A 12,953-nucleotide genomic window follows, 5' to 3' on the forward strand; every position below is an offset into this window, starting at 1 on the left:
CAACGGTTGGTTGCAGAAATGTTTTTAAAAATTAAACAACAAAAAGACAATAATTAAGTATTATGGATATTTTTAATGATTTTTCGATAGGACTATTTGCAATGCAATTAACTATCTTAATTCTATTATTATTTTTATTAGCAAAGTTTGCATGGAAACCTATTTTAAATTCTTTAGATGAAAGAGAAGAAGGTATTCAAAGTGCATTAGATCAAGCAGAAAATGCTCGTAAAGAAATGCAAAACTTACAGGCTGATAATGAGAAAATGATAAAAGAGGCACGTGCAGAAAGAGATGCAATGATGAAAGATGCCCGTGAAATTAAAGATAACATTATAGCAGAAGCAAAAGAAGAAGCTCAAGATCAAGCTTCAATTATGATTGAAAATGCTAAGGCAACAATCAAGCAAGAACAACAAGCAGCAATTGCTGAATTAAAAAAGAATGTTGCTGAATTATCTATCAGTATAGCACAGTCTGTTGTTAAAAAAGAGTTAGCTTCACAAGACGAACAATTCAAACTTGTTGAAGGAATGTTACAAGACGTTACTTTAAACTAAACAATAGATGAAAGGAGCAAGACCAGCATTACGTTATGCAAAAGCAGTTTTAAATTTAGCTAAAGAATCAGGTAATGATGCTTTAGTTAATGAGAACATGCAGCTAATCGTAAATACTATTGCTGAAAGTGATGATTTAAAGACTATGTTGAAGAGTCCAATAATCAAAGCTAAGGATAAACAGAAAGTTTTAATTGCACTTTTTGGTGATAAAGTAGATACGATAGTTAAAGGGCTGTTTAACTTATTAGAAGAGAATAAGCGTATGCTTATGCTTGAACCAATTGCTAAGCAGTATACTATTATTTATGATTATCATAAAAGCATGCAAGTTGCTAAAGTAACCACAGCAATAGCTTTAACTAAAGAGTTAGAAGATAAAATACAAGCAAAAATAGTTGACCTTACAGGAAACAATGCTAGTATAGAAAATATAGTAAACCCAACTATTTTAGGAGGGTTTATTTTACGTGTTGGAGATGTGCAGTATGATGCAAGTATTTCTAATCAATTTAATGAATTAAGGAGAGAATTTGACAACAGTCATTATATTCCAAAAATTTAATTTTACGTCAAAAGATATAAGATGGCAGCAATTAAACCAGCTGAAGTATCAGCAATTTTAAAGGAACAATTAACAAACTTCGAAGCGAAAGCTTCGTTAAATGAAGTAGGAACTGTATTACAAGTAGGTGATGGTATTGCTCGTGTTTACGGTTTATCAAATGTACAATACGGTGAATTAGTTGAATTCGATAACGGATTAGAAGGTATCGTATTAAACTTAGAAGAAGATAATGCAGGTGTTGTATTATTAGGTGCTTCTACATCTGTAAGAGAAGGATCTACTGTAAAACGTACTGAAAGAATTGCTTCTTTAAGAGCTGGAGAAGGAATTGTAGGACGTGTAGTAAACACCTTAGGTCAACCAATCGATGGTAAAGGACCAATTGAAGGAGAAACTTACGAAATGCCTTTAGAGCGAAGAGCTCCTGGTGTAATTTATCGTGAGCCTGTAACTGAACCTATGCAAACTGGTATCAAATCAATTGATGCAATGATTCCTGTAGGACGTGGTCAACGTGAGCTAATTATTGGTGACCGTCAAACTGGTAAATCTACAGTTGCTATTGATACTATCTTAAATCAAAAAGAATTTTATGATGCAGGGCAACCAGTGTACTGTATCTATGTAGCTATTGGTCAAAAAGCTTCAACTGTAGCAGCTATTGCTAACATGTTAGAAGAAAAAGGAGCTTTAGCATATACAACAATCGTTGCTGCAAATGCATCTGATCCTGCTCCAATGCAGGTATATGCACCATTTGCAGGAGCTGCAATTGGTGAATATTTCCGTGATACTGGTAGACCAGCATTAATTGTTTATGATGATTTATCTAAACAAGCAGTTGCTTACCGTGAGGTGTCATTATTATTAAGAAGACCTCCAGGACGTGAGGCATATCCAGGAGATGTATTTTACTTACACTCAAGATTATTAGAGCGTGCTGCAAAAGTTATTAATGATGATAAAATTGCAAGTGAAATGAATGATTTACCTGATTCTTTAAAAGGAATTGTAAAAGGTGGAGGTTCTTTAACTGCATTACCAATTATTGAAACACAAGCAGGAGACGTTTCTGCATATATCCCAACAAACGTAATTTCTATTACTGATGGGCAAATTTTCTTAGAGTCTGATTTATTTAATTCAGGTGTGCGTCCAGCAATTAACGTAGGTATTTCTGTATCTCGAGTTGGGGGTAATGCTCAAATTAAATCAATGAAAAAAGTATCTGGTACTTTAAAATTAGATCAAGCTCAGTATCGTGAATTAGAAGCATTTGCTAAGTTTGGGTCTGATTTAGATGCAGCTACAATGAATGTTATTTCTAAAGGACAACGTAATGTTGAAATTTTAAAGCAAGCTCAAAATGATCCTTTTACTGTAGAAGATCAAGTAGCAATCATTTATGCAGGTTCTAAAAACTTGTTAAAAGATGTTCCTGTTAAAAAGGTAAAGGAATTTGAGAAAGATTATATAGAGTACTTAAATGCTAAGCATAGAGATACTTTAGACACATTAAAAGCAGGTAAATTAACTGATGAAGTAATTGATACTTTAACAGCAGCTGCTAAAGAGATTTCAGCTAAATTTTCGGCTTAATAATAGTTAAAACAATATTCCCGCGTATATAGCGGGAATTTTATAAATTTTAAGTGCAATTACATGGCAAACTTAAAAGAAATACGAAACAGGATTACTTCAATTAAATCAACAATGCAGATTACCTCTGCCATGAAAATGGTATCGGCTGCTAAGTTGAAAAAAGCCCAAGATGCAATTACGGCAATGCGCCCATATTCATCTAAGCTTACTGAATTATTGCAAAGCTTAAGTGCTACTTTAGATAGTGATGCAGGTGGAGCTTATTCAACTCAAAGAGAAGTAAACAAAGTATTATTAATCATCGTAACTTCAAACAGAGGTTTATGTGGTGGGTTTAATTCTTCTATTATAAAAGAAACTGTAAAAACCATTGATGAAAAATACAATGGTGCTTCAGTTGATTTATTTACAATTGGTAAAAAAGGTAATGATATATTATCAAAAGAGAATAATGTTATTGAAAATAGAAATGACATTTATGATGAGTTAACTTTTGATAATGTAGCTTTAGTTGCTGAACAATTAATGGAATTATATGTAGGTGGTTCTTATGATAAAATAGAAATCATTTACAATAGATTTAAGAATGCGGCAACTCAAATACCACAAGTTGAACAGTTTTTGCCTATTCAACCAATTGAAAGTGATGCAAACGTAAATTTAGATTATGTTTTTGAACCATCTAAAGAAGAAATTGTTTTAGAGTTAATTCCTAAATCATTAAAAACTCAGTTATATAAAGCTATCCGTGATTCCTTTGCTGCTGAACATGGTGCTCGTATGACAGCAATGCACAAAGCAACTGATAACGCTACTGAATTACGTGACGAATTACTATTAACGTATAACAAAGCACGTCAAGCTGCAATTACTAATGAAATTTTAGAAATTGTTGGTGGTGCTGAGGCATTGAATAATTAAGAAACTATTTATCTTATATATAAAGCGAACCAACTTGGTTCGCTTTTTTTATGTAAACAAGAATTTACTATTTATGAGAACTATGAAAAACGTCACTTTACTTTTAATGATACTTTTTCTAATTGAAGGCTGTGGCTCAAATAACAATACATTTACTAAAAATAAAAATATTGTTTTTAAAACTATAGAGAAAGCTCCTGTTTTTCCTGGATGTGAATCAATTATTTCTGAAAAAGAAAGAAGAAGTTGTTTTAATAAAATGATGCAAAAGCATGTTGTCAAAAATTTTAATTTAAAAATTGCTAGTTGCTTAGAAAAGAAAAAAGTATACAATCAAGTTACTAAGGTGTATGATAGCATATGTGTTGATATTCTTAAGCCTGGGAAAAAAAGAATTTATTTACAGTTCAAAATAGAAAAGGGAGGTTCTATAGAAGATATCAATGTGAGAGCTCCACATCAAAAATTAAGAGATGAAGCGATAAGAATTGCCAAATTACTTCCAAAACTTACACCTGGATATCAACAGGGAAAACCTGTAAGAGTTGGTTATACGATACCGATTACATTTAACGTAGAGTAATAAATAAAAAGTGAATCAATTTGATTCACTTTTTATTTTTAAATAGAAGACAAACTTTTTACGTTTTTGATATTTACATTACCTTGATTTGTCAAGTATATATAAACTATTAACGGAACTATCCCATGTGGTAACCTATAAATAACTAAGTAAAAATATTGATGAAAAATACTTATTGATATATCATAATTTAAGCCACTTATTATTCTTGCAAAAGCTGTAATAAATCCCCAGAAGCTAGCATAGACTAAGGCTATTTTAGCCGTTTTTGGGATAAACATAGCAATGGCTATTATAAAATCTAAACCCCCAGCAATAAATAACAGGTTTTTAGCGCTTGTTTCTGTAACAGGTAATATATTTAATGTCATTGTAACAAAGTTGCCAGGTAACGGATAAAAAACACCAATAGCATACATTCCATGACAGGTAAAAGCTAAAGCTATGAAAATTTTTAATTTAAAGATCAATTGGTGATTATTTCGAGTCTTTAAATAATATAATAATGCTATTGGAACTCCAAATTGAATGGTGTGCTCAAAGAACATTATTAAATGATAAAACTTCTCTTTAGTTAATAATAATGCTAAAAGAATTAAACTTACTGAGCCTAATTTTAAAACGGAATACATCCAACGTTTAGATTTTTCGTTAATAGCTAAAGAAATTACTGCGCATAAACTATAGAGCACTCCAGTAATTCTTGTTAAAAACTGAATTGCATGATCTGTATTTAAATTGGTAACATATGATTGCCAAGAAACGCCAAAAACAGTAGTTACAATGGGTTCTAATAGATGTTGATCCCAGAAGAAACTTCTGAATGGGGCGTCCCAAAATAAATGTTGATATGCTCTTCCTATGAAAATAAGAAATGAACTAATTTTTAAAAGACTAAGAAGGGGTTTGTTATTCATATATTTACTTTTTGTAAAAATAAAAAAATGAATAAGTCCTGTTTGTTAAAATAACATTAGTAAACTTTAAACCAATGGTTAGTTTAAGGTTACCTATTTTATTATACAATTAACTTTATAAATTGTTGTTTATTAATTAATAATACACAAATATATTTGCTGAAATTTAATATAATAACCCCTTCATGATGAAAAATATTTTTTTTAAGCTACTATGTTTTGTAGCTATTTCTAGTTATGCTTCAAATGATAAGTATCGATTAATAATTACAGATAATCCAGCTACTACAATTATGATTGGTTGGAATCAGATTTCTGGTACAAGTCCTAAAGTACATTATGGTACTATAGATTACGGAACAAATTGGTCAAGTTATTCAAGTTCAAAATCGGTAGATCGCTCAATTTCTTACAAAGGAATGAGTAATACCTTTGCTAAATTAACCGGTTTAACCCCAAACACCAATTATTATTTCGTTATTAGAGATAGTCAAGGAACCAGTAGACGCTTCTGGTTTAAAACTGCTCCTAGTAATAATCAAAAAATGTCTTTCATTGCAGGAGGAGATTCAAGGAATAATAGAACTCCTAGGAGAAATGCAAATTTGTTAGTATCAAAATTAAAACCAACAGCAGTATTTTTTGGTGGTGATATGACCAATGGAGATTCAAGTTCAGAGTGGAAAGGTTGGTTTAACGATTGGCAATATACAATAGCTACAGATGGAAGAATGTTTCCTATAATACCGGCAAGAGGAAATCATGAAGATTCAAATAATAGCATTTATAATTTATTTAATGTTTCTTCAACTAATGTTTATTATCATATTACTTTTGGAGATAATTTGTATACAATTTACACTTTAAATTCTGAAATTTCTGCTGGAGGAAATCAATATTCTTGGTTGAGTCAAAAATTAAATAATAATAATTCTATATGGAAATCTGCTCAATACCATAAGCCAATGAGACCACACGTTTCTTCAAAGTCAGAAGGTAATGATGAATATGCAAATTGGGCTCAACTTTTTTATGATAAAGGGGTTAATTTAGTTTTTGAATCGGATTCTCATACAGTTAAAACAACTTGGCCAGTAAAACCTTGTTCTGGTGGAAGTGGTTGTGATGACGGTTTTGTAAGAGATAATAACAATGGTACTACTTATGTTGGAGAAGGTTGTTGGGGAGCTCCATTACGCTCTTCAAATGATGCAAAAAACTGGACTAGAAATAATGGTACTTTTAATCAGTTTAAATGGATTTTTGTTGAAGAATCAAAAATTGAAATTAGAACAATTAAAGTAGATAATGCAAATAATGTAGGTTCAGTAACTAATGATAATCCATTTACTCTTCCTTCTAACTTGGACGTCTGGAATCCATCTAATGGAAGTGTTGTAACTATTATAAACTCGAACGTGAGTTATCCAGAAGTAACTCTAACTAACCCGATTGATGGTTCAACACATAAAGTTAATATAGCAATAACGATCAATGCGAATGCCTCAGATAGCGATGGTGCAATAGCTAATGTGAAGTTTTATGTAAATGATAACTTAATAAAAACGGATACAAGTTCACCGTATTCAACAAGTTGGACACCTAGTGTTAATAATCAATCATATATTTTAAAAACTGTAGCAATAGATAATGATGGAAATGAAACAACATCAAAAGAAGTTTCAATCTTTGTAGGAGAGGTATCAAAAACGATAACATCAAAAATTAGTAGTGGAGATGATGATGCTGAACAATATCAGTCATCTGGTAAAATGTATATGAATAGCTCTGATTTAGAATTAGTATATGATGGAAGTTCAAAAGGAAACCAACATATTGGTTTATTATTTAGAAATTTAAATATCCCTTCAAATGCTACGATTACAAGTGCACATATTCAATTCACTACAGATGAAACTAACTCAGGAAATACTTCATTGGGGATAAAAATTGAAGACTCGTCAAATGCTCAAAATATAACTTCTCAAGAATACAATATTACATCAAGATCATATTATAATAAAACAATTAATTGGAACCCGAATTCATGGAATACAGTTGGAGAATCTGGAGCTAATCAAAGAACGCCTGAGCTAAAAGAATTAGTTCAATATATAGTAAATAAACCTAGTTGGAATTCAGGTAACCCTATGATGTTCTATATTTCTGGAACAGGAGAACGTACAGCTGAATCCTATAACGGAAGTAGCTCTAAAGCTCCAAAACTAGTTATTACGTATACAACTGGTAGTTCCGATGGAGGGGGAAATACTCCAAAATGTGAAGATGTTTTTGTAACTCTAGTATTTGATAAATATTCAAAAGAAACATCATGGACATTGAAAAATAGTAGTAATGAAGTAGTCATGAGTGGAGGAAATTATACCCAAGGAAATGGAGAGTCAATTACGGTATCTAAGTGCTTGCCTGTTGGGTGTTATGACTTCATTATAAAAGATACTTATGGAGATGGAATTTGCTGTGATTATGGAAACGGTTTATATAAAGTAACAAAAACTGACGGGACAGTTTTAGTATCAGGAGGCAGTTTTACAAGTTCAGATACTAAACAATTTTGTTTAATGAATACTTCTGCAAGAAAAAAAGAAAAGAAAGAAAGACCATTAAAAACAAAAATTACCCTTTACCCTAACCCAGCATCAAATAGATTATTCATTACTGGAGGAAAGAGTAAGGTTCTTTGGAAGGCAATAATACTTGATGTTTCAGGTAAAAAACTACTTGAAGTACCAGTAATTAATAGTTCTATAAATATTTCTAACTTAACTAATAATTCAATTTATTTTATTGAAATATTTAATGAATTTGGAGAGAATAAACTGTCAGAAAAAATAATAAAGAAATAATTTAGAATAAGAATGATTTTTATAAAACGGATTACTAATTAGTAATCCGTTTTTATTTGACTAATTAGTTTTAAAATACTTTCAGTATCAATACCACATTGTAATTGTAACTCTTCAGTGGTGCCGTGATGAATAAAATTATCAGGAACACCTAAAACTTCTATTTTACCTTGATAGTTATAAATTGAAGCGACTTCTATAATAGCGCTTCCAAATCCACCTTGTTTGCAACCATCTTCAATGGTAAGTATAGCACTAAATTTATTAAAAATACTTTTAAGCAATTCAATATCTAGTGGTTTTATAAAACGCATATCATAATGCGCAACAAGCTCTTTATTTTCTATCCTTTTTATTGCCTCTGTAGCATTTTTACTTATCGTACCAATTGATAGTATAGCTATTTTGTTTCCTTCTTTTAAACAGCTTGCTTTCCCGATATTAATTTTCTTGAAAGGGAGTTTCCAATTTTTGATTTTTCCTCTTCCTCTTGGATAACGAATTGCAATTGGTTGCTTTAGTTCCTTTTGAGCAGTATATAATATATTTCTAAGCTCTATTTCGTTTCGAGGAGCAAATACTATTAAGTTTGGGATACACCGTAAATAGGCAATATCAAAAACACCGTGATGAGTTGCTCCGTCTTGCCCTACGAGCCCAGCTCTATCTAAACAAAAAATAACAGGTAAATTTTGCAAGGCTACGTCATGAATAACTTGGTCATAAGCACGTTGTAAAAAAGTAGAATAAATATTACAATAAGGAACTAAGCCTTCAGTGGCCATTCCAGCTGCTAAAGTTACTGCATGTTGTTCAGCAATACCAACATCAAAAGTGCGCTCAGGAAATTCTTCTAACATAAATTTTAAAGAACTTCCAGTTAACATAGCAGGAGTAATGCCAACTATTTTTTTGTTTTTATGCGCTAACTCAACAATTGTTTTTCCAAAAACATCTTGAAATTTAGTAAACTCATTTTTTTCTTTTGGTAAAACATCTCCTGAAACTTTATCAAATTTTCCAGGAGCATGGTATTTTACCTGGTTTTCTTCTGCTTGGCGAAGCCCTTTTCCTTTTGTAGTAATTACATGTAAAAACTTAGGTCCTGGAACATTTTTTAAACGCTCAAGTTCTCTAAGTAATTCTTCAAAATTATGACCATTTATAGGGCCAGAATAATCAAAATTTAATGCTTCAAAAATATTATGTTGCTCTACATCGTTTCTAGTAGATTTTATTCGAGTTAAATAATCTTTCAATGCACCTACAGAAGGGTCAATCCCTATAGCGTTATCGTTTAAAATAACCAATAAGTTTGCATTGGTATCTCCTCCATGATTTAGAGCTTCAAATGCCATTCCGCTTGCAATAGAAGCATCACCAATTACCGCTATGTGATGTTTGTTTTTTCCTTGAAGTTTTGAAGCTATGGCCATACCTAAAGCTGCAGATATTGAAGTAGAAGAATGCCCTACACCAAAAGTATCATATTCACTTTCACTACGTTTTGGGAACCCGGAAATTCCATGTAACTGACGATTTGTGTGAAACACATTTTTTCTACCAGTTAATATTTTATGAACGTATGCTTGGTGTCCTACATCCCAAACTAATAAATCATCAGGGGTATTAAAAACATAATGTAATGCAATGGTTAACTCAATTACCCCTAGGCTGGCACCTAAATGTCCTTCTTTAGTAGAAACTACCTCAATAATAAAGTCACGCAATTCTTTAGCTACTGCAGGTAAATTATTTACTGATAATTTTCTTAAATCAGAGGGATATTTGATGGTATGTAATAGGTTTTCTGACATAAAACAAATGTACAAAAAGCATTATATAACCCTACTGTAAGCATAAAACTTTGTAGTTTTGTAGTATGAGTAAATTATATGTAGTGCCAACACCAATTGGAAACCTAGAGGATATGACCTTAAGAGCAATTAGAGTTCTTAAAGAAGTTGATGCTATTTTAGCTGAAGATACACGTACTAGTGGAAAGTTATTAAAGCATTTTGAAATTGCAACACCAATGCAATCTCATCATATGCATAATGAACATAAAACGTTAGATACAATTATTAGGCGTTTGCAAAGTGGTGAAACTTTTGCATTAATTTCTGATGCAGGAACTCCAGCAATTTCTGATCCTGGGTTTTTACTTACACGCGCTTGTATTCAACATGAAATAGATGTTGAATGTTTGCCAGGTGCTACAGCCTTTGTTCCAGCTCTAGTAAACTCTGGTTTACCAAATGACAAGTTTGTTTTTGAAGGTTTTTTACCTGTTAAAAAAGGAAGGCAAACTCGTTTAAAATTGCTAGCTGAAGAAACTAGAACTATGATATTTTACGAAAGTCCACACAAACTTTTGAAAACATTGACTCATTTTGGCGAGTATTTTGGTAACGATAGGCAAGTGTCGGTATCTAGAGAATTAACAAAATTATTTGAAGAAACCAAACGAGGAAGCGTAGAAGAAGTGTTATCATATTATACAGTTAAACCAGCTAAAGGTGAGATAGTTATTGTTGTTGACGGCAAAAAATAGTTTTCTGATTTTAAGAAGAAATTAATTTGTATTCTGGATAATGTTTTTGCAGTAATTTTTCTGATTTTTTAGGGATAATACTTAATGTTACATAAGAATAAATAATAGCTAGAGTAATCATTGTAGCAATAATAATAGACTCTATTTTTGAAGGTACTCTTTCAATATAGGTTAAAATTTGAGGAAGGTTAGCTGCAACCATAACCCCTCCAAATGAGGCTACATTGAAAATCATTTCTTCTAGCATCCATTTTTTACCATTCGTTCTTGTTCTTTTATCGAATTCTTTTTTGAGTTTGTTTACAAAATAAAGATCTATAATAGCTAATAGGAATAATGAACTGCCAATTATGTATATCCCAATATTTAATTGTAAGAAATAGTAAAAAAACAAGAAAGTACTTATAACAGTCAATATTTTTGGAAATGCAAACCATTCTTTTATGTATTTCCAAAGAATTTTTCTGTATTTTTTTCCTAATTGTTTTTGTTTTTCCTCTACAACCCCCATAAACCCAAAAACTCCAAATTTTTTAAAAGAAATGTCTCTTGCTTTTTCAAAAGATAGCTGTGGTTTATTTTTCCATATTTGCTCAATATCATTTGCTAAATGATCTACAAGTTCAGTTTGTACATCGTAATGTTCTACATAATGTTGACGAGTAAATGTATACAGCTCTTCTACGTGTTTTTCTGTTAGCTTTTTCATAATGATAATTCTCTTTTTATGTTTTCAATCTTAGTGATTGCTACTTGAAAAATTTTGTACCCTGAATACATAGCTACATAGTATAAAGGAATTAATAATATCCATACTTTTTTTTGAATTACTTCTGAAGTATAGGGTATAAATTGGATAACCATGTTAAGAACTAAAAAAGTAATAGAGAAGTAGAAAACGCCATAGTTTATATGAACAGACTTCCTAAATTTTTTAAAATAAAGCATAACTGTGTGTAGTAAACAAAAAACAATGGGTATTATGTACAAGATAATGTTTAGCTGTTTAAAATGTTTCAAAGAAATATTTTGAGCTAAAAAAAAGTAGGTTAATGTAAGTGTTAAAAAAACAACTACTTTTTTAAATGATTTAAAGAAATCTATAAACATTTTAGAAAATTGCTTTCTGTAAAGAGTATTTATAGTTTTCCAACCATTTTCATGAATTTTGCGTAAGTTTTTATTCCAGCCAGATCTTTTTAAAGCACTTTTAAATTCATTTTTAAAAAGTGTAGTTTCAGAATTTAATTCAATATCAGAGACTAAATCATCCACCATTTCTATCCTTAGGTCCCAATATTCAATTCCGTTTTCTTTTAAGTAATGGTCTATGAATTGTATTTGTTCCTTAGTTAATTCCATTAAAAAGAATATGTTTTTAACAATAAAAAGTGTTTTTTATATAGTTTTAATGCTAGTTGAAAGATAAATAAGCTAATAACTAAACTCATTATTTTTAATAAATCTAAACCATTGTGTATTGTTATAATAGAACCAGAAATCATGAAAGGAAATAAAACTACAGGTAATACTTGAGTTTCATATAAAAACTTGAAAGAAGTTTTTTGCTTTGTTGAAAGCATATGTATATAACCTAATACAATCAATAAAGAAAGAGCATAGGATACAGCTTGAAAAGTAATGTTTGTTATTTCCATTACAATAGTTGAAACATCTAAAGAGATACTTTCATTAAAGCTTATTGAGATTAGCATTAAAATAAAAACACTCCATGTTTTTATAGCATGTGGTTTTCCATATTTTTTCATTTTATTAATAACAAGCAAAGGTTTTACATAGCAATACCCTAAAAAAATACTAGAGGAGTTTTCAAAAAAAGCATTCCATTTTTCAGTTGCTTTATTAAATGAATAATCAAAATCTTTTTCAATAAGTATAGTGCTTTCTATTTCTGAAACGATATGGTCAAGTACTTCAACTCTAATATCTATATAGTAAATCTTTTTTTTATCTAGATACCTTTCTACTTGCTGTATTTGATTTTTTGTTAGTTCCATACTTAATCTAGACTTAATTTGGGGTTTACCAATTGTTGCATGGTTTTTAAAAACTCTTGCATTTCAGCTAATTTATTAGCTGTTTCTTTTGTTCCATTTTCGGTTAACTTATAATATTTACGTAATCTGTTTCCTACTTTAGCAACCTCTACATCTAATAAACCTTCAGCTTCAAGTTTGTGTAAAGCAGGATATAAAGCTCCTTCAGTAATTTGCAATTCTCCCTTTGTTAGTTCTTTTACTTTTTGTGTTATCTCATAGCCATACATTTTATCATTTTGAGCTAATAGTTTTAAAATGATGGTTTGTAGTGAGCCTTTATATAATTTTTGATTTCCCATATAGTTATTTATGCTTCTTAAA

At 30.6% G+C, this 12,953-nt stretch carries 13 protein-coding genes; 7 read left to right on the plus strand and 6 right to left on the minus strand.

What is annotated here, in order from left to right:
- Window positions 1-62 precede the first annotated feature (62 nt).
- The 5 genes from ACMFBB_RS12265 to ACMFBB_RS12285 all read left to right on the plus strand — a co-directional run bounded on the left by ACMFBB_RS12265 (window position 63) and on the right by ACMFBB_RS12285 (window position 4,234).
- On the plus strand, window positions 63-560 hold the full coding sequence (locus tag ACMFBB_RS12265) for a F0F1 ATP synthase subunit B (RefSeq protein WP_435261065.1): 498 nt from the start codon (window positions 63-65) through the stop codon (window positions 558-560).
- 7 nt (window positions 561-567) lie between these two features.
- Window positions 568-1,125 (plus strand): ATP synthase F1 subunit delta, encoded by a 558-nt coding sequence (gene atpH, locus ACMFBB_RS12270; protein ID WP_435261066.1) that lies wholly within the window; start codon window positions 568-570, stop codon window positions 1,123-1,125.
- A gap of 21 nt (window positions 1,126-1,146) precedes the next feature.
- On the plus strand, window positions 1,147-2,727 hold the full coding sequence (gene atpA, locus ACMFBB_RS12275) for a F0F1 ATP synthase subunit alpha (protein WP_435261067.1): 1,581 nt from the start codon (window positions 1,147-1,149) through the stop codon (window positions 2,725-2,727).
- A gap of 63 nt (window positions 2,728-2,790) precedes the next feature.
- Entirely contained in the window at window positions 2,791-3,651 is an 861-nt protein-coding gene (atpG, locus tag ACMFBB_RS12280; RefSeq protein WP_435261068.1) for an ATP synthase F1 subunit gamma, read from the plus strand.
- Window positions 3,652-3,757: 106 nt separating this feature from the next.
- Entirely contained in the window at window positions 3,758-4,234 is a 477-nt protein-coding gene (locus ACMFBB_RS12285; RefSeq protein WP_435261069.1) for an energy transducer TonB, read from the plus strand.
- A 38-nt stretch (window positions 4,235-4,272) separates the two neighbouring features.
- Here ACMFBB_RS12285 and ACMFBB_RS12290 read toward each other — a convergent pair whose 3' ends face one another.
- Window positions 4,273-5,151 carry a hypothetical protein gene (locus ACMFBB_RS12290; RefSeq protein WP_435261070.1) on the minus strand — a complete coding sequence of 293 codons (879 nt, stop codon included), beginning with the start codon at window positions 5,149-5,151 and terminating at the stop codon, window positions 4,273-4,275.
- 185 nt (window positions 5,152-5,336) lie between these two features.
- Here ACMFBB_RS12290 and ACMFBB_RS12295 point away from each other — a divergent pair, with 185 nt between their 5' ends.
- Window positions 5,337-8,018, plus strand: a complete 2,682-nt coding sequence (locus ACMFBB_RS12295) for an Ig-like domain-containing protein (protein WP_435261071.1) — start codon at window positions 5,337-5,339, stop codon at window positions 8,016-8,018.
- 38 nt (window positions 8,019-8,056) lie between these two features.
- Here ACMFBB_RS12295 and dxs read toward each other — a convergent pair whose 3' ends face one another.
- Window positions 8,057-9,835 carry a 1-deoxy-D-xylulose-5-phosphate synthase gene (gene dxs, locus ACMFBB_RS12300; protein WP_435261072.1) on the minus strand — a complete coding sequence of 593 codons (1,779 nt, stop codon included), beginning with the start codon at window positions 9,833-9,835 and terminating at the stop codon, window positions 8,057-8,059.
- A gap of 65 nt (window positions 9,836-9,900) precedes the next feature.
- Between dxs and rsmI the strand changes: the two genes are divergently transcribed.
- Window positions 9,901-10,572: a 16S rRNA (cytidine(1402)-2'-O)-methyltransferase gene (gene rsmI / locus ACMFBB_RS12305; protein WP_435261073.1), complete on the plus strand. Its 672-nt coding sequence runs from the start codon at window positions 9,901-9,903 to the stop codon at window positions 10,570-10,572.
- A gap of 10 nt (window positions 10,573-10,582) precedes the next feature.
- Here the strand turns inward: rsmI and ACMFBB_RS12310 are convergent, their stop codons facing one another.
- Genes ACMFBB_RS12310 through ACMFBB_RS12325 form a run of 4 tightly spaced genes read right to left on the minus strand, consistent with a single transcriptional unit; the run spans window position 10,583 to window position 12,931 of the window.
- Complete coding sequence (locus ACMFBB_RS12310; protein WP_435261074.1) at window positions 10,583-11,281, minus strand: hypothetical protein; 699 nt, start codon at window positions 11,279-11,281, stop codon at window positions 10,583-10,585.
- Window positions 11,278-11,934, minus strand: a complete 657-nt coding sequence (locus ACMFBB_RS12315) for a hypothetical protein (RefSeq protein ID WP_435261075.1) — start codon at window positions 11,932-11,934, stop codon at window positions 11,278-11,280. The genes ACMFBB_RS12310 and ACMFBB_RS12315 overlap by 4 nt, the downstream gene beginning before the upstream one ends.
- Window positions 11,934-12,590, minus strand: a complete 657-nt coding sequence (locus ACMFBB_RS12320) for a hypothetical protein (RefSeq protein WP_435261076.1) — start codon at window positions 12,588-12,590, stop codon at window positions 11,934-11,936. The genes ACMFBB_RS12315 and ACMFBB_RS12320 overlap by 1 nt, the downstream gene beginning before the upstream one ends.
- A gap of 2 nt (window positions 12,591-12,592) precedes the next feature.
- On the minus strand, window positions 12,593-12,931 hold the full coding sequence (locus ACMFBB_RS12325; protein ID WP_435261077.1) for a PadR family transcriptional regulator: 339 nt from the start codon (window positions 12,929-12,931) through the stop codon (window positions 12,593-12,595).
- Window positions 12,932-12,953 lie beyond the last annotated feature (22 nt).

The sequence above is a fragment of the Tenacibaculum sp. nBUS_03 genome (assembly GCF_051201695.1).
In the GTDB taxonomy this organism is placed as follows: domain Bacteria; phylum Bacteroidota; class Bacteroidia; order Flavobacteriales; family Flavobacteriaceae; genus Polaribacter.